The sequence below is a fragment of the Azohydromonas caseinilytica genome (assembly GCF_012927045.1).
GTDB classification, from domain to species: Bacteria; Pseudomonadota; Gammaproteobacteria; order Burkholderiales; family Burkholderiaceae_C; genus Azohydromonas; species Azohydromonas caseinilytica.
Genome location: NZ_JABBFW010000002.1, coordinates 365,653 through 387,175 on the forward strand (window position 1 = coordinate 365,653; position 21,523 = coordinate 387,175).

Annotated in this window: 17 protein-coding genes, 1 tRNA gene and 1 pseudogene; 16 read left to right on the top strand and 3 right to left on the bottom strand. The window is 68.6% G+C overall.

Annotated features, from left to right (window positions below; translation table 11 throughout):
- Positions 1-48 precede the first annotated feature (48 nt).
- From HHL10_RS04745 to HHL10_RS04755, 3 genes are read left to right on the top strand one after another with little or no spacing between them, the layout of a single operon-like run.
- A complete protein-coding gene (locus tag HHL10_RS04745; RefSeq protein ID WP_169159179.1) occupies positions 49-1,206 on the top strand; it encodes an ATP phosphoribosyltransferase regulatory subunit in 1,158 nt (385 codons plus the stop codon).
- A 41-nt stretch (positions 1,207-1,247) separates the two neighbouring features.
- Entirely contained in the window at positions 1,248-2,582 is a 1,335-nt protein-coding gene (locus HHL10_RS04750; protein WP_310734525.1) for an adenylosuccinate synthase, read from the top strand.
- A gap of 19 nt (positions 2,583-2,601) precedes the next feature.
- Positions 2,602-3,123: a phosphoribosyltransferase gene (locus tag HHL10_RS04755; protein WP_169159181.1), complete on the top strand. Its 522-nt coding sequence runs from the start codon at positions 2,602-2,604 to the stop codon at positions 3,121-3,123.
- A gap of 40 nt (positions 3,124-3,163) precedes the next feature.
- Here the strand turns inward: HHL10_RS04755 and HHL10_RS04760 are convergent.
- Positions 3,164-4,683 (bottom strand): annotated as a pseudogene (locus HHL10_RS04760) (ISNCY family transposase).
- A gap of 403 nt (positions 4,684-5,086) precedes the next feature.
- Positions 5,087-5,171 (bottom strand) — tRNA-Leu (locus tag HHL10_RS04765).
- Between the two features lie 83 nt (positions 5,172-5,254).
- Here HHL10_RS04765 and rnr point away from each other — a divergent pair.
- On the top strand, positions 5,255-7,681 hold the full coding sequence (gene rnr, locus HHL10_RS04770) for a ribonuclease R (protein WP_169159182.1): 2,427 nt from the start codon (positions 5,255-5,257) through the stop codon (positions 7,679-7,681).
- A gap of 400 nt (positions 7,682-8,081) precedes the next feature.
- On the opposite strand, the gene HHL10_RS04775 is transcribed toward rnr, so the two are convergent.
- Positions 8,082-9,575, bottom strand: a complete 1,494-nt coding sequence (locus tag HHL10_RS04775; RefSeq protein WP_169159183.1) for an NAD(P)H-hydrate dehydratase — start codon at positions 9,573-9,575, stop codon at positions 8,082-8,084.
- Between the two features lie 222 nt (positions 9,576-9,797).
- On the opposite strand from HHL10_RS04775, the gene rpsB reads away from it, so the two are divergent.
- The 12 genes from rpsB to fabZ all read left to right on the top strand — a co-directional run bounded on the left by rpsB (position 9,798) and on the right by fabZ (position 21,519).
- Positions 9,798-10,544 carry a 30S ribosomal protein S2 gene (rpsB, locus tag HHL10_RS04780; RefSeq protein WP_169159184.1) on the top strand — a complete coding sequence of 249 codons (747 nt, stop codon included), beginning with the start codon at positions 9,798-9,800 and terminating at the stop codon, positions 10,542-10,544.
- Between the two features lie 77 nt (positions 10,545-10,621).
- Positions 10,622-11,518 carry a translation elongation factor Ts gene (tsf, locus tag HHL10_RS04785; RefSeq protein ID WP_169159185.1) on the top strand — a complete coding sequence of 299 codons (897 nt, stop codon included), beginning with the start codon at positions 10,622-10,624 and terminating at the stop codon, positions 11,516-11,518.
- 103 nt (positions 11,519-11,621) lie between these two features.
- Positions 11,622-12,332, top strand: a complete 711-nt coding sequence (gene pyrH, locus HHL10_RS04790) for a UMP kinase (RefSeq protein ID WP_169159186.1) — start codon at positions 11,622-11,624, stop codon at positions 12,330-12,332.
- A 12-nt stretch (positions 12,333-12,344) separates the two neighbouring features.
- Positions 12,345-12,905 (top strand): ribosome recycling factor, encoded by a 561-nt coding sequence (frr, locus tag HHL10_RS04795; protein WP_169159187.1) that lies wholly within the window; start codon positions 12,345-12,347, stop codon positions 12,903-12,905.
- Positions 12,906-12,928: 23 nt separating this feature from the next.
- On the top strand, positions 12,929-13,672 hold the full coding sequence (gene uppS / locus HHL10_RS04800; protein WP_169159188.1) for a polyprenyl diphosphate synthase: 744 nt from the start codon (positions 12,929-12,931) through the stop codon (positions 13,670-13,672).
- Positions 13,673-13,679: 7 nt separating this feature from the next.
- Entirely contained in the window at positions 13,680-14,504 is an 825-nt protein-coding gene (locus HHL10_RS04805) for a phosphatidate cytidylyltransferase (RefSeq protein ID WP_169159189.1), read from the top strand.
- Between the two features lie 57 nt (positions 14,505-14,561).
- Positions 14,562-15,755, top strand: coding sequence for a 1-deoxy-D-xylulose-5-phosphate reductoisomerase (gene ispC, locus HHL10_RS04810; protein ID WP_169159190.1), 1,194 nt, complete (start codon positions 14,562-14,564; stop codon positions 15,753-15,755).
- Positions 15,752-17,113: an RIP metalloprotease RseP gene (rseP, locus tag HHL10_RS04815; RefSeq protein WP_169159191.1), complete on the top strand. Its 1,362-nt coding sequence runs from the start codon at positions 15,752-15,754 to the stop codon at positions 17,111-17,113. Before ispC ends, rseP begins: the two co-directional genes overlap by 4 nt.
- A 12-nt stretch (positions 17,114-17,125) precedes the next feature.
- The gene (gene bamA, locus HHL10_RS04820; protein ID WP_169159192.1) at positions 17,126-19,426 is read left to right on the top strand and encodes an outer membrane protein assembly factor BamA; all 2,301 of its coding nucleotides are present in this window, start codon (positions 17,126-17,128) and stop codon (positions 19,424-19,426) included.
- Between the two features lie 5 nt (positions 19,427-19,431).
- Entirely contained in the window at positions 19,432-19,935 is a 504-nt protein-coding gene (locus HHL10_RS04825; protein ID WP_169159328.1) for an OmpH/Skp family outer membrane protein, read from the top strand.
- A gap of 121 nt (positions 19,936-20,056) precedes the next feature.
- Complete coding sequence (gene lpxD, locus HHL10_RS04830) at positions 20,057-21,082, top strand: UDP-3-O-(3-hydroxymyristoyl)glucosamine N-acyltransferase (protein ID WP_169159193.1); 1,026 nt, start codon at positions 20,057-20,059, stop codon at positions 21,080-21,082.
- A complete protein-coding gene (gene fabZ / locus HHL10_RS04835) occupies positions 21,079-21,519 on the top strand; it encodes a 3-hydroxyacyl-ACP dehydratase FabZ (RefSeq protein WP_169159194.1) in 441 nt (146 codons plus the stop codon). Before lpxD ends, fabZ begins: the two co-directional genes overlap by 4 nt.
- Positions 21,520-21,523: the final 4 nt, after the last annotated feature.

Consider the following 21,523-nt stretch of genomic DNA (forward strand, 5'->3'; position numbering starts at 1 on the left):
TCTGCCGTGCTGGGTACAATCCCGTTTTTAATCCCCCGCTCGTTTTCCATGTCCTCTGCCTGGCTGCTGCCTGAGCACATCGCCGATGTGCTGCCTTCCGAGGCGCGGCGCATCGAGGAGCTGCGTCGGGGTCTGCTGGACATGGCGCGCAGCTACGGCTTCGAGCTCGTGATGCCGCCGCTGCTGGAGTACCTGGAGTCGCTGCTCTCGGGCACCGGCCATGCGCTGGACCTGCAGACCTTCAAGCTCATCGATCAGCTCAGCGGCCGCACGCTGGGCGTGCGCGCCGACACCACGCCGCAAGTGGCGCGCATCGACGCCCATCTGCTCAATCGTGCCGGCGTGACGCGCCTGTGCTATTGCGGCCCCGTACTGCACACCCGTCCTGCCGGGCCGCGCGCCACGCGTGAGCCGCTGCAGTTCGGCGCTGAGATTTACGGCCACGCCGGCCTGGAAGCAGACTTGGAGGTGGTGGAGCTGGCGCTGGACGGCCTGGGCGCCGCCGGTGTCGAAACTCCCGTGCTGGACCTGGGCGACGCGCGCATCCTGCGCGCGCTGCTGCAGGGCGTGGAGCGTGGGCGGCATGAGGAACTGGCCGCGGCGCTGGCACGCAAGGACGCTGCGGCGCTGACCGCGCTCACTGACGGGCTGGCGGAGCCCACGGCACGGGCACTGCGCCAACTGGCACAGCTCTATGGCGGTCCGGAAGTGCTGGAGGCAGCACGTGCCGTGCTGCCTGATCTGCCCGGCATCCGTGCCGCACTGGACGACTTGGCTTGGCTGGCGCGCCATGTACAGCGCACGCATGTCCAGGTCCGACTGGGCTTTGACCTGGGCGACGTAGGTACGCATGCCTACTACAGCGGTGCCCGGTTCGCGATCTACGGTGCCGGCGCCAGCGATTCGCTGGTGCGCGGTGGCCGGTACGACGAAGTCGGCGCGGTGTTTGGCCGCAACCGGCCCGCCGTCGGCTTCAGCCTGGATCTCAAGGCGCTGGCCGAGCGCACTGCGTCTGTGCCGGCCCGTTCCGCCGTGCGAGCCCCTTGGGGCGAAGCACAGACGCTGCGCGAGGCGGTACGCAGCCTGCGTCGTCAGGGCGAAACCGTGCTGTGTGTGCTGCCCGGACACGAGCACGAGGGACAGGAGTTCGATTGCGACCGCGAGCTGGTCGCGGTCGATGGTCAATGGGTGCTGCGCGCCCTTTGAGGGGTGGCGCTCACCGTTCAACGCAACTCAAGATGGCACAAGTGAATCCTGCCGCCGCGCGCGGTCGCAACGTGGTCGTGGTCGGCACCCAGTGGGGCGACGAAGGCAAGGGCAAGGTCGTGGACTGGCTCACCGATCACGCCCAAGGCGTGGTGCGCTTCCAGGGCGGTCACAACGCCGGCCACACGCTGGTGATCAAGGGCATCAAGACGGCGCTGCAGCTCATTCCCTCGGGGATCATGCGTGACGGCGTGGCCTGCTACATCGGCAACGGCGTGGTGGTCGATCCGGCACACCTGCTGTCCGAGATCGAGCGCCTGGAAAAGGCTGGCCTGGAAGTGCGTTCGCGCCTGTTCATCAGCGAGTCCTGCCCGCTGATCCTGCCTTTCCATGTGGAGGTGGATCGTGCCCGCGAGGCGCTGCGCGAGCGCAGCGGCAGCGGCAAGATCGGCACCACGGGCAAGGGCATCGGCCCGGCCTATGAGGACAAGGTTGCGCGCCGCGCCCTGCGCGTGCAGGACCTGAAGCATCCGCAGCGTTTCGAGAAGAAGCTGCGCGAGCTGCTGGCGCTGCACAACGAGGCGCTGGTGGGCCATCTCAAGGGCCAGCCGCTGGAGTTCCAGCCCATCTTCGACCAAGCCATGGCACTGGCCGAGGTGCTCAAGCCGATGATGGCCGACGTCGGCTATCGCGTGCATGCCGCCAATGCCGCGGGGGCCAACATCCTGTTCGAGGGCGCGCAGGGCACGCTGCTGGACATCGACCACGGCACCTATCCGTACGTGACCTCCAGCAACTGCGTGGCGGGCAACGCCGCCGCCGGCGCAGGCGTGGGGCCGGACCAACTGCACTACATCCTGGGCATCACCAAGGCCTACACCACGCGCGTGGGTTCGGGCCCGTTCCCGACTGAGCTGCCCATCGACGAAGAGGGCACCGTGGGGCATCACCTCTCCAGCGTGGGGCAGGAGCGCGGCACCGTCACGGGCCGGGCGCGCCGCTGCGGCTGGCTCGATGCCGCCGCGCTCAAGCGCTCGGTGATCATCAACGGCATCTCGGGCCTGTGCATCACCAAGCTCGACGTGCTCGACGGGCTCAAGGAAATTAAAGTTTGCACTGGCTATGAGCTGCACGGCCAGCGCGTGGACATCCTGCCGCTGGACGCCGACGACATCGCCGACTGCGTGCCGATCTACGACACCTTCCCCGGCTGGAGCGAATCGACCTTCGGCGTGACTGTGTGGGAGAAGCTGCCGGCCAACGCGCGTGCCTATCTGGAGCGTGTACAGGCGCTCATCGGTGCGCCCATCGACATGGTCTCCACCGGCCCTGACCGCGAGCACACCATCGTGCTGCGCCATCCCTACCAGCGCTGAACTGCAAGGACGCCATCCCATGCTCACTGACGACGGCAAGCATCTCTACGTCTCCTGGGACGAGTACCACCTGCTCACCGAGCGCCTGGCCCTGAAGGTGGCGGCTTCAGGCTGGGAGTTCGACCAAATCCTGTGCTTGGCGCGCGGTGGCCTGCGCCCGGGCGACGTGCTCTCGCGCGTGTTCGACAAGCCGCTGGCCATCATGTCCACGAGCTCCTATCGCGACGAGGGCGGCACGCTGCAGGGCCGCCTGGACATGGCCAAGTACATCACCATGCCCAAGGGCGAGCTCGCCGGCCGGGTACTGCTGGTGGACGACCTGGCGGACTCCGGCGTCACGCTCAAGGCGGTGGTGGAGCGGCTGCGCGGCATTCCGGCCATCAAGGAGCTGCGCTCGGCCGTGATCTGGACCAAGGGCGTTTCTTGCTACACGCCCGACTATTTCGTCGAGCTGCTGCCCACGAGTCCGTGGATTCACCAGCCGTTCGAGGAGTACGACAACCTGCGCCCCGACGGACTGGCACGCAAGTTCGCGGTTTGACGACCCCAGCAAAAAGGCCTGCGACTGCAGGCCTTTTTTTCTAGGACGGCAAAGCCAGCTGATCAGCCAGTTGCTCCAAGTTGGCGAGGTACTGCTCGGGATTGCGCCGGAACCGGGTGCGCTGCACGCGTGCGCAGCGACGCCGTTCCAGTTGTGCCCGTAACTCCTGCCAGCGTTGTCGGTTGGCACGGGCGAGTTCGCGTGGCGTGACCAAGCGCCCCCGTGTGGCAGTGGCCGCGAGCAGTCGCACCGCGCCACGCAATACCGTAGCAGGACTGGCAGCCTTGCGGCCCGTAGTGCGCCGTTCGTGATAGCGGTACGAGCCAAACAGCTGTTCGAGATCGTTGTTGGTGCGCGGCAGCTCGGCGTTGTCGTAGCAGTGGAACAGTCCCGCGTGCCAGCAGCGCGCCACGTGCGCGAAGCGCTCCAGCGCCGGGGCCAGCGTGCCCGCGTGATGGCCGTGGCGGCTCATGGCCCCAAGCAGTCCATCGAAGCGTCGCTGCACCACTCGGGCATTGGCCCCGTCCTCATTGCCCAGGATGTGAGCGGCCTTGTGCACCCAGTGCCAGGCGTAGATCACGTCAGGCCACAGCGCGGCCGTGCGTTGCAGCGCGCGCTCAAGCAGCCCCTGCAGCTTCGTCAGCGGTGCGGGGCACCGCGTCCCCCCTTTTGCGCCACCCGCTGCAGGCTCTGGCTGACGGCTTCAAGCCGCTGCTTCAGGCGCACTCCGTCGGCATCCAACGGCGGGTGACCGTCATCGGTGATCGCGCTGCGCACGGCCGAGCAGTAGCCGCGCACGACCTGGGCCTCGGCGTCGTCACGCCCTTCAACCGAACGCTCGATAGGACGCACGCCCCTGACTTGCGCCTTCAGCAGCTTCTTTGCGTGGCGGTCGGCTTCGAACACCGGCAGCGCCGCCTCGCGCAGGAAGTGGAACTGGCACAGCTGGTGGGGCACCCCGGGCAGCTCCTGCGCCACCGCCCGCCGGATCGTGTCCTGCCCGTCGCTGATCACACCTACCACCGGTATCTTGCCCAGCGGCTGCAGCGCCTGGCGCAGCAACCGGGCCAAGTCTTCGCACGTGCTGGAGAGCAAGCTGTGCGCAAGCAGCACCTGGCTGGAGAGGCAGTCGCGCAGCACCCACAGCACCTCGTGCCCCACGTCAGGCTGCAGCCCGTCGAGCGCCAGTACCACGCGGCCTTGGGCAACGAGTTCCTGGCGCAGCCGCGCGCTGTCGCCCAGCGCCGTGGCCAGCAACTCGTCGTAGCGGTCCACCAAATTCGTCACGCTGCGCTCGCAGATGGCTACGCCACGCGCCACCAAGCTCGCATGGATCTCCGGCACGCTGCGATGCTCTTGGTAGCGCAGCGCGCCCACCAGTGCCAGCACATCCAATCCAAACTCGTGCTGCGGCAGTACCAGCGCGCCTTCGGCTTCTGGACGGTAGGGTCGGTGGTAGCGCTCGCACGATGCGTTCTCGCAACGCGCGATCCTCATGCGCAACCCCAGCATGCCGCCCAGCGTCGCCACCGTGCGGCGGTTCTCATAGCGCCAGCGCATCGACTCACCGCACGCCGGGCATTGCTGCCTCAGCGCCGTCAGCAGCTGAACTTGCTCGGGCGATCCTCTGGTGATGAGCCGCGCCATCGCATACCTCCGCGTGGCAGCAAACAACTCCTCTTGGACGCTTCAGCCCTCAGCAAGTTCTGCCGTCCTAGTTTTTTTCACCAGTGCTGGTCTCGTTGCCGCACGCATTGCGGTGCTGCGCGGCAAGGCTGCGGTTACGTGGCACGGCACGGCGTTTGCTCCCGTTGCGCGAGCAACTGCTGGTTGGTCGACGGGGTGCGCCGGGGTGGGCAAGGTGTCCGAGGCGGCGTCCAAGGATGGTGCGCGTAAGGACGCGTTCAAAAACGAAGTGCCCAACGAAAAAGGCCAGCGCATTGCGCTGGCCTTTATGATGTTGTGGTGCCCAGGAGAGGACTCGAACCTCCACGGAGTTACCCGCTAGTACCTGAAACTAGTGCGTCTACCAATTCCGCCACCTGGGCTTTGTTTCCGTCGTTTCGAAAACAGCTGAGATTCTATCATCAAAACAAAGCAGAAAGCAAATGCCGGCCTCGGCACAGCGCTCATGAGCGAAGTCGAGGGTGTAGTGCAGGGCCATCGCGACGGCCATGGCTTCGTGCTGCGCGATGGGGACGGCGACGTCTACCTCTCGCCGCAGGAAATGCGCTCGGTGCTGCACCGCGACCGAGTGCGCGTGCGCATCGTGCGCTATGACCGCAAGGGCCGGCCTGAAGGACGGGTGCTGGAGATCCTGGAGCGACGGCGGACGCCCATCATCGGGCGGCTGCTGCACGAGAACGGCGTGTGGCTGGTCGCCCCCGAGGACAAGCGCTACGGCCAGGACATCCTCATCCCCAAGAATGCCACGGGCAGCGCCACGGCCGGGCAGGTGGTGGCCATCGAGCTCACCGAGGAGCCCTCGATGTACTCGCAGCCTGTGGGCCGCGTCACCGAGGTGCTGGGCGAGATCGACGACCCGGGCATGGAGATCGAGATCGCGGTGCGCAAGTACGAGGTGCCGCACCGCTTCTCGCCCGAGACGCTGGCGCAGGCCGCGGCACTGCCGGACAAGCTGCGCCCCGCCGATCGTCGCCACCGCATCGACCTCACCGACGTGCCGCTGGTGACTATCGATGGCGAGGATGCGCGCGACTTCGACGATGCCGTCTACTGCGAGCCGCACAAGAGCGGTCGGGGCAAGAACGCCTTCAGCGGCTGGCGGCTGGTGGTGGCCATCGCCGACGTGAGCCACTACGTCAAGCCGGGTGACGCGCTGGACGAGGACGCCTACGAGCGCGCCACCTCGGTGTACTTCCCGCGCCGCGTCATTCCGATGCTGCCGGAGAAGCTCTCCAACGGACTGTGCTCGCTCAATCCGCTGCAGGATCGGCTGTCCATGGTGTGCGACATGCTCGTGCGCGAGGACGGCGAGGTGCAGGCCTACCAGTTCTTCCCGGCCGTCATCTGCTCGCATGCGCGGCTGACCTACACCGAGGTGGCGGCGATCCTCGGCAACACGCGCGGCCCCGAGGCGGCACGGCGCGCCGACCTGGTGCCGCACCTGCTGCACCTGCACGAGGTTTACCGCGCGCTGCTCAAGCACCGCGGCAACCGCGGGGCGGTGGACTTCGAGACCACCGAGACGCAGATCGTGTGTGACCCGCAAGGACGCATCGAGAAGATTGTGCCGCGCGTGCGCACCGAGGCGCACCGGCTCATCGAGGAGGCGATGCTGGCGGCCAACGTCTGTGCCGCCGACTTCATCGAGCAGCACAAACATCCGGCGCTGTTCCGCGTGCACGAAGGCCCCACGCCCGAGAAGCGCGTGACGCTGCAGAACTACCTGCGCGCGCTGGGGCTGGGGATGTCGGTGAGCGACGAACCCACGCCGGGCGAATTTGCCGCCATCGCGGAGGCCACCAAGGACCGTCCCGACGCGCAGCAGATCCACACCATGTTGCTGCGCTCGATGCAGCAGGCCATCTACACCGCCAGCAACTCGGGCCATTTCGGCTTGGCCTACGAGGCCTACACGCACTTCACCAGCCCGATCCGGCGCTATCCCGACCTGCTGGTGCATCGTGTCATCAAGGCCCTGCTGGCGGGCAAGCGCTACCGGCTGGCCAGCGGCGCGCTGGAGGAGGCGCCCAAGACCCGCTCCGGCGGCAAGGCGGCCAAGGCACATCCGCAGGAGATGGAGCTGTGGGAGGCCGCGGGCGCGCACTGCAGCGCCAACGAGCGCCGCGCCGACGAGGCCTCGCGCGACGTCGAAGCCTGGCTCAAGTGCCGTTACATGCGCGACCGGCTGGGCGAGGAGTTCAGTGGCACCGTCACCGCGGTTACCAGCTTCGGCCTGTTCGTGACGCTGGACGCGCTCTACGTCGAGGGCCTGGTGCACATCACCGAGCTCGGCGGCGAGTACTTCCGCTACGACGAGGCGCGCCAGGAGCTGCGTGGCGAGCGCACCGGCGTGCGCTACGTGGTGGGCTCGCGCGTGCGCGTGCAGGTCAGCCGCGTCGACCTGGACGGCCGCCGCATCGACTTCCGCCTGGTACACGAGGGTGCCCAACTGCGCGTGACCGGACGGCGCGGTGTGCAGGGCAAGGCCGTGGAGGGCGAGGCGCGCGCTCGCGCTCGCCGTGGCCGCAAGGGCGGCGAAACAGCGCGCGAAACCGTGCCCCAGGCTTTCTCTGGCCTGGGCGAGGCCGACATGCCCTCGGCCGACACGCCGCCCGTGGACCGGCCGCATGCGCTGGCACCCATGGGTGGCGAGGCGACCAGGGGAGCGGCCGTTTCAGACAGTGGCGGCCAGGAGGAGCAGGCTCCCAGCGCCGTGGAACAGCTGCAGGCCCTGAAGGAGGAAAGCCGCGCCCACAAGGCCGCCGCGCGCACCGCGCGCAAGACCGGCGCACGCAAGAGCGCGGCCCGCAAGACGGCGTCGGCCAAGACCGCTGCCAAGGCCGCGGCACGCAAGAGCAAGGCGCGCGGCTGAACCACCGCGCGCCGGCACGCCGGGCGCGCGGTGGGGCTGGCCTCGGGGTATGGCTGGGTGCTTTCCACCGGCAGCCAAGCGCCGGGGCTGCTCCCTTTTTCTTTCGGCGCTGCGCCCGGACGGGTTGAGGCGCTGGACGGGGTGGCCATGGGGCAGCCGGACTCACTGGCTGTGGCCGTCCTCCCTGCCCGAAGAGGTAGTCAGAAGATTGTTTCCCGGTGGTTCGCAATCCGCTCGTTGGGCGGTACTCATCGGATGGATTGTGCTGCTGAGGGCAGCAATCCTGGTTTGACTCAGAGGCGTGTCGCGGTTTGGCTGAGGCTTGATGTGGAAGGCAGACGGTGCGATGAGCTTCTGGGTACGCCCTGGTGTGGCCGCCGTCGTCCATGCTCCGCGCGTTTCAGGCCAGGCGCCGCATGGCGTCGATCAAGTCCAGTGCCAGCAGCGGGCCGTGCAGCACGTGGGCATCGGCGGCGGCACCGTGCAGTTGCACGCCGGCAGCTACCAGCGCCTGCAGCGCGCCGGTCCCGGCCTGGGTACTCCACTGCCCGGTGAGCCAGCCCGCGAGCACGTCGCCCGTGCCGGGGCTGGCCAGCGCCGCGTTGCCGGTGGGGTTCACGTAAGGCAGCGCGCCGGGCGCGGCCACCACGCTGCCCGAGCCCTTGAGCACCACCACGGCGCCCAGATCGTCGGCCAGACGCTGGGCTGCGGCGAGCCGGTTGGCCTGCACCTGGGCCGCGCTGCAGCCCAGCAGTCGCGCCGCTTCCAGCGGGTGCGGCGTCAGCACTGTGGCTTGGTTGCGGCCGGCTCGCGCACGCAGCGCCTGCGCCAGGGCCGGGTCCGCGGCTACGGCATTGAGGCCGTCGGCATCGAGCACCAGCCGCACGGCCTGTTCCAGCAGCAGCGGCAACGCCGCGGCCACGGCTTGGCCTCCGCCGCAACCGCACAGCACGGTGGCGCTGCTTAGTCGTTCGACGCCGGCGCGCCACAGCGCGTCGCGCAACATCAGCTCGGGCCGGGTCGGGTCCAGGGCCAGCGTGCCTTCGAGCAGGCTCATGTAGACCCGGCCCGCGCCGGCGCTCAAGGCGGCGCGCGCGGCCAGCAGCGCCGCGCCGTGCATGCCCTGCGCGCCGCCGATCACCAGCGCGTCGCCGTAGCTGCCCTTGTGCTGGGCATGAGCACGCGGAGCACGCGCGGTGTCGCGCAACGCGCGGCCGGCCAGCCAGGCCTGTGGGGGCTCATCGTCCACCACGTCCAGCGAGGCCAGCCACAGGCGGCCGCAGTGCGCACGGCCGGCACCGGTGAACAGGCCGGTCTTGAGGTTGAGCATGGTCAGCGTGTCGGTGGCCTGCGCCACGGCGCTGCCCACGGTGCGGCCGGTGCCGGCGTCCAGGCCCGAGGGCACATCCACCGCCAGCCGCGTGCCGGTGATGGCGTTGAAGCTCTGCACTGCCCGGGCCATGGCGCCCTCGATGGCGCGTGCGCTGCCAATGCCCAGCAGCCCATCGAGCGCCAGCGCGCAGTCCGCGGGCGGCGTGGGGCTGTTCAGCAGGATGGTGGCGCCGGCCTCGCGGGCGCGTTGCAGCGACTGCGCGGCGGCGGGCACCAGCGCCTGCAGGTCCGCGGCGAAGACGCTGGCCGTCACGGCGCGGCCGCTGCGCGCCAAGTGCCAAGCGGCTTCCAGCGCGTCGGCGCCGTTGTGGCCGGGCCCGGCCAGCACCCAGCAGCACCGATCGTGCGGCGCCAGGGCCAGCGTCAGGCGCGCCAAGGCCAATCCGGCGCGTGCCACCAGGGTGCCCGGCGGCACTGCGGCGAGCGCGCGCTGTTCCAGGCGCCGCGTGGCGGGCAGGTCGTGCAGAGGGAGGTTGCGACCGGGAGAAGTGATGAGTTGCATGGCGCGGCGCAGGCTAGTCCAAGCGGGGCAGGGGGGCAACGCGGCGGCCGGGTTGGCGTCGGTGCTACAATCTTCGGGTTTTTCCCCGGCCGGGCAATGGTGCCTGGCGCGCGGAGAAAAACGACTCGCGAAGCCGGCGGTCCAAGGTGTCCCTTCAGGCGCTCAAGCCTCTCTCACAGGGATTCTCGCCGGCCTTCAAGACCCAACCTTCTGGAGCTTTCCATGTCCGTCAGCATGCGTGAAATGCTGGAAGCCGGTGTCCACTTCGGCCACCAAACGCGCTTCTGGAACCCCAAGATGGCCCCGTACATCTACGGCCATCGCAACAAGATCCACATCATCAACCTCGAGAAGACGCAGCCGCTGTTCGAGGAAGCGATGAAGTTCGTGCGCCAGCTCTCGGCCAAGCGCGGCAACATCCTGATGGTGGGCACCAAGCGCCAGGCGCGCGACATCATCGCCCAGGAAGCCCAGCGCGCCGGCATGCCCTACGTCGACCAGCGCTGGCTCGGCGGCATGCTGACCAACTTCAAGACGGTCAAGGGCTCGCTGAAGAAGCTCAAGGACATGCAGGCCCAGGTCGAGGCCGGCACCCAGCCCGCGATCAAGAAGGAAGCGCTGATGTTCCAGCGCGAGATCGCCAAGCTGGAAAAGGACATCGGCGGTATTGGTGATCTGACTGCGCTGCCCGACGCGCTGTTCGTGATCGACGTGGGCTACCACAAGATCGCCGTGGCCGAGGCCAAGAAGCTGGGCATCCCGGTGGTGGGCGTGGTGGACACCAACCACTCTCCGGACGGTATCGACTACGTGATCCCGGGCAACGACGACTCCGCCAAGGCCGTCGCGCTGTACGCGCGCGCCGTGGCTGACGCGGTGCTGGAAGGCAAGGCCAACGCCACCAACGATCTGGTGCAGGCCGTGTCCGCTGGCGGCGACGAGTTCGTCGAGGTCAACGCCGAAGCCTGATCCGTCACGCGCCGGATGCGACCGGCCTGACGAAGGGGGCTGTTTCAGCCCCCTTTTCACAATCTACGGAGATTCATATGCCCGCAATTACCGCAAGCATGGTCGCCTCGCTGCGCGCCAAGACCGACGCGCCGATGATGGAGTGCAAGAAGGCGCTGACGGAGGCCGACGGCGACATGGACCGCGCCGAGGAGATCCTGCGCGTCAAGCTCGGCAACAAGGCCGGCAAGGCCGCTTCGCGCGTGACCGCCGAGGGCGTGGTCGCCGCGGTCGTCAACGGCACGACCGGCGCCATGGTCGAGGTCAACTGCGAGACCGACTTCGTCACCAAGAACGACTCGTTCCTGGCCTTGGCCAAGAACATCGCCGGGCTGATCGCTCAGCACAACCCGGCCGACGTGGACGCCATCGGCGCGCTGCCGCTGGACCAGGACGGCTTCGGCCCGACGGTGGAAGACGTGCGCAAGGGCCTGATCGGCAAGATCGGCGAGAACATGTCCATCCGCCGCTTCAAGCGCTATGAGGGCGGCGGCAAGCTGGCCTCGTACCTGCACGGCACGCGCATCGGCGTGGTCGTGGAGTTCGAGGGCGACGACGTGGCGGCCAAGGACGTGGCCATGCACGTGGCGGCCATGAAGCCCGCGGCGCTGTCCGGCGCCGAAGTCTCGGCCGAGCTGGTCGAGAAGGAGCGCAAGATCGCCGCCGAGAAGGCCGCCGAGAGCGGCAAGCCGGCCGAGATCGTGGCCAAGATGGTCGAAGGCTCGGTGCAGAAGTTCCTCAAGGAGGTTTCGCTGCTGGACCAGGTCTTCGTCAAGGCCGCCGACGGCAAGCAGACCGTGGGCGCGATGCTCAAGGACAAGCAGACCACCGTGAAGGGCTTCACGCTGTACGTGGTCGGCGAGGGCATCGAGAAGAAGGCGGACGACTTCGCCGCCGAGGTGGCCGCGCAGGTCGCCGCCGCCAAGGGGCAGTAAGCCCGATGTGCCTTCCGCGCGTTGAGCGTGGAAGGCACCCGGGGCCGCCCTGGGGTGGCCCCTTAGACTCTCGCAGTTTCCATCCTTCAGGGAGAAACGCCGCATGCCGGCCTACAAGCGCATCCTGCTGAAACTTTCGGGCGAAGCCCTCATGGGCGACGACGCCTACGGCATCAACCGCGCCACCATCGTGCGCATGGTGCGCGAGATCCAGGAGGTGACGCAGCTGGGCTGCGAGGTGGCGGTAGTCATTGGCGGGGGCAACATCTTCCGCGGCGTGGCCGGCGGCTCCGTGGGCATGGACCGTGCCACGGCCGACTACATGGGCATGCTCGCCACCGTGATGAACTCGCTGGCCCTGGCCGACACGATGCGCCAGGAAGGCATGACCGCGCGCGTGATGTCGGCCATCAACATCGAGCAGGTGGTGGAGCCCTACGTGCGGCCCAAGGCGCTGCAGTACCTCGAAGAGGGCAAGGTGGTGGTGTTCGCCGCCGGTACCGGCAATCCCTTCTTCACCACCGACACCGCCGCCGCACTGCGCGGCGCGGAGATCGGCGCCGAAGTGATGCTCAAGGCCACCAAGGTCGATGGCGTCTACACCGCCGACCCCAAGAAGGACCCCAGCGCGACGCGTTACGCCCGCATCAGCTTCGACGAGGCCATCGTGCGCAACCTGCAGGTGCTTGATGCCACCGCCTTCGCGCTGTGCCGCGACCAGAAGCTGCCGATCAAGGTGTTCTCGATCTTCAAGCCCGGCGCGCTCAAGCGCGTGGTGCTGGGTGAGGACGAGGGCACGCTGGTGCATGTGTAAGAGGAGCGATCGATGAGCATTGCCGACATCCGCAAGACGGCCGAACAGAAGATGGCCAGGACCATCGAGGCCTTCAAGAACGAATTGCAGAAGGTGCGCACCGGCCGCGCCCACCCGGGCCTGCTGGACCAGGTGCACGTGGAGTACTACGGCTCGATGCTGCCGCTGAGCCAGGTGGCCAACGTCAGCCTGCTCGATGCCCGCACCATCAGCGTGCAGCCCTGGGAAAAGGGCATGGGCGCCAAGATCGAGAAGGCCATCCGCGAGTCGGACCTGGGTCTCAATCCGTCGTCGCAGGGCGACCTGCTGCGCGTGCCGATGCCGGCGCTGACCGAAGAGCGCCGCAAGGAGCTGACCAAGGTCGTGCGCCACGCCGGCGAGGATGCCAAGGTGGCCGTGCGCAACCTGCGCCGCGACGCCAATGAGCACGCCAAGAAGCTGCTCAAGGACAAGGCCATCACCGAGGACGAGGAGCGCCGCAGCCTCGACGAGATGCAGAAGCTCACCGACCGCACCGTGGCCGAGATCGACAAGCTCGTCGCGGCCAAGGAAGCCGAGATCCTGGCGGTCTGACCTCAGTCCGGCATGTCCTTGTGATGCTGAAATCGCTCGTGCAGCAAGACCCGCGCATCCCGCGCCACGTGGCCATCGTGATGGACGGCAACGGCCGCTGGGCCAAGCGGCGCTTCATGCCGCGCATCTTTGGCCACAAGCACGGTGTGGATGCGCTGGTGCGCACGGTGCAGGCCTGCGCCGACCGGGGTATCGAGTACCTCACGGTCTTTGCCTTCTCTTCCGAGAACTGGAAGCGGCCCAACGACGAGGTGTCCGGGCTGATGAGCCTGGTGCTGGTGGCGGTGTCGAAGTACCTCACCAAGCTGGAAAAGGAAGGCGTGCGCATCCGCATCGTGGGTGACCGCAACGCCGTCTCCGAGCGCGTGCGTTCGGCCTGGCAGCAGGCCGAAAACGCCACCGCGCACAACACCCGCATCACGCTGTCGGTGGCCTTCAACTACGGCGGCCGCTGGGACATCGTGCAGGCCTGCCGCCGCGCCCTGGCGCTGGGGCTGCGGCCCGAGGAACTGGACGAGGCGCGACTGAACCAGTTCATGGCACTGAGCCACGCGCCCGATCCCGATCTCTTCATCCGCACCGGCGGCGAGATGCGCATCAGCAACTTCCTGCTGTGGCAGGCGGCGTACTCCGAGCTGGTGTTCACCGATTGTCTGTGGCCCGAGTTCGGCGAGGCCGAGCTCGATGCCGCACTGCGCTCCTACGCCTCGCGCGAGCGCCGCTTCGGCGGCGTGCCCGACGCGCAACCCCAGGCGCTGCAGGCCTGAAGCGCCAATGCTCAAGCAGCGTGTGATCACGGCGCTGGTCCTGCTGGGGCTGCTGATCCCGGCGCTGCTGGCCTCCGACCCCCGCTGGTTCGCCCTGCTGACGCTGGCCTTCATCGGCGCGGCCGGCTGGGAGTGGATGCGCCTCAATGGCGCCGGCTCGGGCTTGGCCATCGTGCTGGGCGTGGCTCTGGCCGCGGCCTGCGCCGGCGCGCTGGCCGCGGGTTGGACGCAACGTGAGCCCACGCCGGCCTGGGGCTTGGCTGCCGTGGCCTGGGTGCTCGGCGGCACGCTGGCGCTGCGCAGCGGCGTGGCCGGTTGGCCGCGGCTGCCGCGCGTGCTGCGCGGCGCGCTGGGCCTGGTGCTGCTGTGGCTGGCCTGGCTGGCGCTGGCGCAGGCGCGCGCGCTGGGCCTGAACTTCATCCTGTCCGTCTTCTGCCTGGTGTGGATGGCTGACATCGCGGCCTATTTCGGTGGCCGGCGCTTTGGCCGGCGCAAGCTGGCACCGGCCATCAGTCCGGGCAAGAGTTGGGAGGGGGCCATCAGCGGCCTGCTCGGCGTGCTGGTGCTGGCGCTGGTATGGCTGCTGCTCGACGGCGAAGGCAGCAGCCTCTACGGCCGCTTGGCGAACGCGCATGGCCCGGTCCTGCTGGTGGCGGGCGTGCTGCTCCTGGCCGGCATGAGCGTGGTGGGCGACCTGTTCGAGTCGCTGGTCAAGCGCGCGGCCGGCGCCAAGGACAGCAGCGCGCTGCTGCCCGGCCACGGCGGTGTGCTCGACCGCGTCGACGCGCTGCTGCCGGTCTTCCCCATCGCGCTGGCGCTGGCCGCGCTCTGACCCGCCCGCGCATCGCCAACGCCTCGTGCGCGCCGGGCTCCACACGAAATCATCGTCATGACTTGCAGCAAGCAGCGGCTCACGATCCTGGGCGCCACCGGTTCCATCGGCACCAGCACGCTGGACGTGGTGGCGCGCCATCCGCAGCGCTATGAGGTCTTCGCGCTGAGCGCGCACCAGCGCATCGAGGAGCTGGCGGCGCAGTGCCTGCAGTGGCGGCCGCGCTTCGCCGCCGTGGCCGACGAGGCCGGCGCCCGCCGTCTGCGTGCGCTGCTGAGCGACGCGGGCTGCGACACCGAGGTGCTGTCCGGCCCCGAGGCGTTGTGCGAGCTGGCCGCGCATCCGGAGGTGGACGCGGTGATGGCTGCCATCGTCGGCGCCGCCGGACTGGCTCCCTGCCTGGCCGCGGCGCGTGCCGGCAAGCGGCTGCTGCTGGCCAACAAGGAGGCGCTGGTGGTGGGCGGTGCGCTGTTCATGGAGGCGGTGCAGGCCGGCGGCGCCACGCTGCTGCCCATCGACAGCGAGCACTCGGCCATTTTCCAGTGCCTGCCCGACGACCGTGCCGCCTGGGCCGCGCGCATCGATCACATTGTGCTCACCGCTTCCGGCGGGCCGTTCCGGCAGCGCGATCCGGCCACGCTTGCAGCCGTGACACCGCAGGAAGCCTGCGCGCATCCGAACTGGGTCATGGGGCGCAAGATCTCGGTGGACTCCGCGACCATGATGAACAAGGCGCTGGAGGTCATCGAGGCGCGCTGGCTGTTCGACCTCACGCCCGAGCAGATCCGCGTGGTCATCCACCCGCAGAGCATCATCCACTCGATGGTGGTGTGCCGCGACCGCTCGGTGCTGGCGCAGCTGGGCACGCCCGACATGCGCGTGCCCATTGCCGTGGGGCTGGCGCATCCGCAGCGCATCGAGTCCGGCGCCGGGCTGCTGGACTTCTCGCGGCTCTCGGCCCTCACGTTCGAGCCGCCCGATGCGCAACGCTTCCCGGGCCTGCAGCTGGCCTTCGACGCCTTGAAGGGGCCGGAGGGCAGCACCGCGGTGCTCAATGCCGCCAATGAGGAGGCGGTGGCCGCCTTCCTTGGCGGCACGATCGGATTCATGGACATCCACCGCGTCAACGCCGCGACCGTCGAGTGTGTGCTGCCGCAACTGCCCGCGCAGGCGGCGCTGCAGGACTTGCTGGCACTGGACGAGCGGGCCCGCGCGCAGGCGCGGCAATTCGTCAGGGGACTAGCGAGATGAGCACGCTGCTGTCCTTCCTGCTGACGCTGGGCGTGCTCGTGGTGGTGCACGAGTACGGGCACTACCGCGTGGCGCGGGCTTGCGGCGTCAAGGTGCTGCGCTTCTCGGTGGGCTTCGGCAAGGTGCTGTGGCGGCGCCAGAAGGGCGACACCGAGTTCGTGGTCTCGCTGCTGCCGCTGGGGGGCTACGTGCGCATGCTTGACGAGCGTGAGACACCCGTGGCGCCGCACGAGCGTGGCGAAGCCTTCAACAACAAGCCGCTGTGGCAGCGCGCCGCCATCGTGCTGGCCGGCCCGATGGCCAACCTGCTGCTGGCGGTGCTGCTGTACGCCGCGGCGAGTTGGATCGGCACGCAGGAGGCCAAGCCGGTGCTGGGCGCGCCGGCGGCGGGCAGCCTGGCCGAGCGTGCCGGGCTGCGCGCGGGCGACTGGGTGCGCGCCGTCTCGCGCGACGGAACCGATTGGGAGGACGTGGCATCGGTCACCGAGCTGCGCTGGCAGGTGACGCAGGCCGCGCTGGCGGGCGAGCGGCTGCAGCTGATGGCCAGCAATGCGCAGGGTCAGGCCACGCGCACGCTGGTGCTGGATCTGCAGAGCGTGGCCGGGCAGGAGGTCGATGCGGCACTGATGCAGCGCATCGGGCTGGGCGCGCCCTACAGCGAGCCGGTGCTCGGCGAGGTCAAGAGCGACGGCCCGGCCGCGCGCGCGGGGCTGCGCGCCGGAGACCGGGTGCTGCGCGTGGACGACGTGCCGGTAATGGACGCGGCGGGCCTGCGCGAGCGCATCGCCGCCAGCGTGCGCAACGGTGTGCCGCAGCCCATGCGCTGGCAGATCGAACGCCGAGGCCAGACGCTGGAATTGAGCGTGCAGCCGCGGCTGCATGGCGAAGGCCCGCGCGCCATCGGTCGTGTTGACGCCTACGTCGGCCAACCGCCCGAGATGGTGCTGGTGCGCCGCGGCCCAGTGGACGGGCTGGTGCAGGGCGCGCAGCGCACCTGGGAGGTGTCGGTGCTGACGCTGCAGATGATGGGGCGCATGCTCACGGGCGAGGCCTCGCTCAAGAACCTCTCGGGCCCGTTGACCATCGCCGACTACGCCGGCCAGTCCGTGAACCAGGGCCTGTCCTACTACTTGGGCTTTCTGGCGCTGGTGAGCGTGAGCCTGGGGGTGCTGAACCTCCTGCCGCTGCCCATGCTCGATGGCGGACACCTCATGTATTATCTTTTCGAGGGATTGACCGGACGCCCGGTCTCGGAGCTGTGGCTCAAGTGGCTGCAGCGTGGCGGCGCGCTGATTCTGCTGCTGCTGATGTCCCTTGCCCTGTCCAACGATCTGGCCCGCCTGCTGGGCCAGCACTGACGCGCGCTTCCGATGCTGTTTCCCTTATCTGTGAGCCCGCTGCGCCCCGTGGCGGCCAGCGTGGCGGTGGCGGTTGCTGCCTGTGCCCTGCCGGCCATGGCGGCCGAGCCTTTCGTGTTGAAGGACATCCGCATCGAGGGCCTGCAACGCACCGATCCGGGCACCGTGTTCGCGGCGCTGCCGTTCCGCATCGGTGACACCTACACCGACGAGAAGGGCTCGGCGGCGCTGCGCGCGCTGTTCGCCACGGGCCTGTTCCGCGACGTGCGGCTGGAGGTCGAGGGTGACGTGGTGGTGGTGGTGGTCGATGAGCGCTCCATCATTGCCAACGTCAACTTCGTGGGCCTCAAGGAGTTCGATCAGGACACGCTGCTCAAGTCGCTGAAGTCCGCCGGCATCGGCGAGGGGTTGCCGTTCGACCGGGCTACCGTGGACCGCGCCGAGCAGGAGATCAAGCGCCAGTACCTCTCGCGCAGCCTCTACGGCGCCGAGGTGGTCACGACCATCACGCCGCAGGAGCGCAACCGCGTCAACGTCACCTTCACGATCGTCGAGGGTGAAACCGCGCGCATCAAGGACATCCGCATCGTCGGTGCCAAGGCGTTCTCCGAGCGCACGCTGCTGGGATTGCTGGAGCAGACCACCGGCGGCTGGCTGACCTGGTACACCAAGACCGACCGCTACTCGCGCGCCAAGCTCAACGCCGACCTGGAGACGCTGCGCGCCTACTACACCAACCGCGGCTACCTGGAGTTCAACGTCGAGTCCACGCAGGTCACGATCTCGCCGGACAAGCAGGAGATTTCGATCACGATCTCCATCCGCGAGGGCCAGCCTTACACCGTCACCGGAGTGCGCCTGGAAGGGGACCTGCTGGGCAAGGAAGACGAGTTCCGTTCGCTGGTGAAAATTCAGCCCGGCGAGCCGTACCGCAGCGAGGACGTGGCCGAGACGGTGCGCCAGTTCACCGAGCGCTTCGGCTTCTACGGCTACGCCTTCGCGCGCGTGGAGTCGCGGCCCGAGATCGACCGTGCCAACGGCCAGGTGGCGGTGGTGCTGTCGGCCGAGCCGCAGCGCCGCGTGTACGTGCGCCGCATCAACGTCGCGGGCAACACGCGCACGCGCGACGAGGTGATCCGGCGCGAGTTCCGCCAGTTCGAGTCGTCGTGGTACGACGGCCAGCGCATCAAGCTGTCGCGCGACCGCGTCGACCGCCTGGGCTACTTCAAGGAAGTCGCCATCGACACCGAGGAGGTGCCCGGCGCGCTGGACCAGGTGGACCTCACCGTCAATGTGGCCGAGAAGCCCACCGGCAACCTGATGCTGGGCGCGGGCTTCTCCAGTGCCGAGAAGCTCACGCTCTCGGGCTCGATCCGGCAGGAGAACGTCTTCGGCAGCGGCAACTACCTGGGTGTGGAAGTCAACACCAGCCGCTACAACCGCCAGCTGGTGTTCTCCACCGTCGATCCGTACTTCACGATCGACGGCATCTCGCGCGCGGTGGACCTGTACTACCGCACCAGCCGCCCGATCAACAGCCAGGGCGAGGACTACCAACTCGTCACCCCCGGTGCCGCCGTGCGCTTCGGCGTGCCGTTCTCCGAATACGACACGGTTTACTTCGGCGTCGGCATTGAGCGCACCGAGATCCGCGGCAGCGCGCTGCCCAACGCCTACTTCGTGTACCGCGAGCGCTTTGGCGACACGGCGCTGTCGGTGCCGTTGACGCTGGGCTGGGCGCGGGACCAGCGCGACAGCGCCCTGGTACCCACGCGCGGGCGCTACCAGCGCGTCAACGTCGAGCTGTCGCCGGGGGGCGATGCCCGCTATCTGCGCAGCAACTTCCAGGTCCAGCAGTACTTTGCGCTGGGCCCGCGTTTCACGCTGGGTCTCAATGGCGAGCTGGGTTACGGCAAGGGCCTGGGCGGCCGGCTGTACCCGGTGTTCAAGAACTTCTACGGCGGTGGCCTGGGCTCGGTGCGCGGCTTCGACCAGAGCTCGCTGGGTGTGGTCGATCCCACCGGTGCCTATCTGGGCGGCAACCGCAAGATCAATCTCAATGCCGAGCTCTACGTGCCCGTGCCGGGCTCGGGCAACGACAAGACGCTGCGCCTGTTCGGTTTCGTGGACGCGGGCAACGTGTGGGGCGAAGAGGAGAAGGTCAAGCTCGATGACCTGCGGGTGTCCGCTGGCCTGGGCTTGAGCTGGATCTCACCGGTGGGTCCGCTCAAGCTCAGCGTGGGCGCGCCGGTGCGCAAGCAGCCGGCAGATAGAATTCAACGTTTCCAATTCCAGATCGGGACCGCGTTTTGATGAACATGGGTGGATTGAAGTCGCTGGTTCTTGCCGCGGCGCTGGCGGCTGCCGGTGCTGGCGCGCAGGCCCAGGAATTGAAGATCGGCTACGTCAACAGCGAGCGCGTGCTGCGTGAGGCGACGCCGGCCAAGGCGGCGCAGAGCAAGCTGGAGGCGGAGTTCGGCAAGCGCGAGCGCGAACTGGCCGACATGGCCAACCGGCTCAAGGCGGCGTCTGACAAGCTGGAGAAGGACGCGCCCACGCTGGCCGAGGCCGAGCGTACGCGGCGCCAGCGGGACCTCGTGGAGCAGGACCGCGACTTCCAGCGTCGCCGCCGCGAGTTCCAGGAAGACCTCAACCAGCGCAAGAACGAGGAGCTCGCCTCCGTGGTCGAGCGTGCCAACAAGGTCATCAAGCAGATCTTCGACCAGGAAAAGTACGACCTGATCCTGCAGGAAGTGGTGTTCGCTGGTCCGCGCGTGGACATCACCAAGAAGGTGATCGACGCGCTCAACGCCGGCAAGTGAGGCGCCCTGCGGCGCCGGGCCTGCGCCAAGCCGCGCGGGCCAGGCGCAGCGGGCATCATTGCCAGTGCTGCGGCCGCCTTCGGGCGGCCGCAGCCTTTGTTTTTTGATTGAGCCTGCAACCATGAGCGTCGCGCTTTCCGACATTGTGGCCGCACTTGGCGGCGAGCTGCTGGGCGATGCGTCGGCGCGCATCGACGCCATCGCGCCGCTGGACGGCGCCGGCCCCTCGGCCATCAGCTTCCTGGCCAACCCGCGCTACCGCAGCCAGCTCGGCAGCACTCGGGCCGGCTGCGTGATCGTGGCCCCGGCGCTGCGCGATGAGGCCGCCGCGCGTGGCGCCGCGCTGGTCACGCCTGATCCCTATCTCTACTTCGCGCGCCTGACGCAATGGTGGGCCGTGCGCACGCGCGCGGCCCTGCCGGCCGGCGTGCATCCCGGCGCGGTGGTGGAAGAGGGGGCGTACATCGACCCCACGGCGCGCGTCGAGGCCCTGGCCTTCGTCGGTGCCGGCGCGGTGGTGGAGGCCGGCACGGTGGTGGGCGCGCAATCCTTCGTGGGCCGCGCGGCCCGAGTCGGCGCGGGCTCGCGCCTGGCCGCCCGTGTGGTGCTGGGCGAGCGCTGCACGCTGGGCCAACGCTGCATCGTGCACAGCGGCGTGGTGATCGGCGCCGACGGCTTCGGCTTTGCGCCGGACCAGGGGCGCTGGGAAAAGATCGAACAGCTCGGCGCGGTGCGCATCGGCGACGACGTGGAGATCGGCGCCAACACCTGCATCGACCGCGGGGCGCTGGGCGACACCGTCATTGAAGACGGCGTAAAGCTCGATAACCTGATCCAGATCGCCCACAACGTGCACATCGGCGCGCACACTGCCATCGCGGGCTGCGTGGCGATCGCCGGCAGCACCCGCATCGGGCGGCACTGCACCATTGCCGGCGCCTCCAGCGTCGTTGGCCATATCGAGCTCGTGGACCATGTCCATGTCTCGGCCTGCACGCTGGTGAGCCGCTCGATCCGCCAGCCGGGCCGCTACAGCGGCTCCTTCCCCTTCGACGACAATGCGAGCTGGGAAAAGAACGCAGCCACCCTGCGTCAGCTGCATGCATTGCGCGAGCGCCTGAAGGCCCTCGAGAAAAAGATTTCATGATGGATATCCACCAGATTCTCAAGAAGCTCCCCCACCGCTATCCGATCCTGCTTGTGGACCGGGTGCTGCAGGTGGAGAAGGGCGAGCGCATCGTGGCGCTCAAGAACGTCTCCATCAACGAGCCGTACTTTGTGGGCCATTTCCCGCACCGCCCGGTGATGCCGGGCGTGTTGATCCTCGAAGCGCTGGCGCAGGCCTCGGCGCTGCTGGCCTTCGCCAGCGACGACACGGGGCCTGACGAGAACACCGTTTACTACTTTGCCGGTATCGACGGCGCGCGCTTCAAGCGCCCGGTGGAGCCGGGCGACCAGTTGCGCCTGGAGGTGTCGCTGGACCGCATGAAGGCCGGCATCGCCAAGTTCACCGCACGTGCCCTGGTGGACGGCGAGCTCGCCACCGAGGCGCAGCTCATGTGCACGATCCGCAAGATCGCCTGACGCA

What these genes read in the sequence shown, in the direction of transcription:
- HHL10_RS04745 (WP_169159179.1), top strand. Translation starts at nt 49, where the DNA reads ATGTCCTCTGCCTGGCTGCTGCCTGAGCACATCGCCGATGTGCTGCCT.
- HHL10_RS04755 (WP_169159181.1), top strand. Translation starts at nt 2,602, where the DNA reads ATGCTCACTGACGACGGCAAGCATCTCTACGTCTCCTGGGACGAGTAC.
- rnr (WP_169159182.1), top strand. Translation starts at nt 5,255, where the DNA reads ATGAGCGAAGTCGAGGGTGTAGTGCAGGGCCATCGCGACGGCCATGGC.
- HHL10_RS04775 (WP_169159183.1), bottom strand. Translation starts at nt 9,575, where the DNA reads ATGCAACTCATCACTTCTCCCGGTCGCAACCTCCCTCTGCACGACCTG.
- rpsB (WP_169159184.1), top strand. Translation starts at nt 9,798, where the DNA reads ATGTCCGTCAGCATGCGTGAAATGCTGGAAGCCGGTGTCCACTTCGGC.
- tsf (WP_169159185.1), top strand. Translation starts at nt 10,622, where the DNA reads ATGCCCGCAATTACCGCAAGCATGGTCGCCTCGCTGCGCGCCAAGACC.
- pyrH (WP_169159186.1), top strand. Translation starts at nt 11,622, where the DNA reads ATGCCGGCCTACAAGCGCATCCTGCTGAAACTTTCGGGCGAAGCCCTC.
- frr (WP_169159187.1), top strand. Translation starts at nt 12,345, where the DNA reads ATGAGCATTGCCGACATCCGCAAGACGGCCGAACAGAAGATGGCCAGG.
- uppS (WP_169159188.1), top strand. Translation starts at nt 12,929, where the DNA reads ATGCTGAAATCGCTCGTGCAGCAAGACCCGCGCATCCCGCGCCACGTG.
- HHL10_RS04805 (WP_169159189.1), top strand. Translation starts at nt 13,680, where the DNA reads ATGCTCAAGCAGCGTGTGATCACGGCGCTGGTCCTGCTGGGGCTGCTG.
- ispC (WP_169159190.1), top strand. Translation starts at nt 14,562, where the DNA reads ATGACTTGCAGCAAGCAGCGGCTCACGATCCTGGGCGCCACCGGTTCC.
- rseP (WP_169159191.1), top strand. Translation starts at nt 15,752, where the DNA reads ATGAGCACGCTGCTGTCCTTCCTGCTGACGCTGGGCGTGCTCGTGGTG.
- bamA (WP_169159192.1), top strand. Translation starts at nt 17,126, where the DNA reads ATGCTGTTTCCCTTATCTGTGAGCCCGCTGCGCCCCGTGGCGGCCAGC.
- HHL10_RS04825 (WP_169159328.1), top strand. Translation starts at nt 19,432, where the DNA reads ATGGGTGGATTGAAGTCGCTGGTTCTTGCCGCGGCGCTGGCGGCTGCC.
- lpxD (WP_169159193.1), top strand. Translation starts at nt 20,057, where the DNA reads ATGAGCGTCGCGCTTTCCGACATTGTGGCCGCACTTGGCGGCGAGCTG.
- fabZ (WP_169159194.1), top strand. Translation starts at nt 21,079, where the DNA reads ATGATGGATATCCACCAGATTCTCAAGAAGCTCCCCCACCGCTATCCG.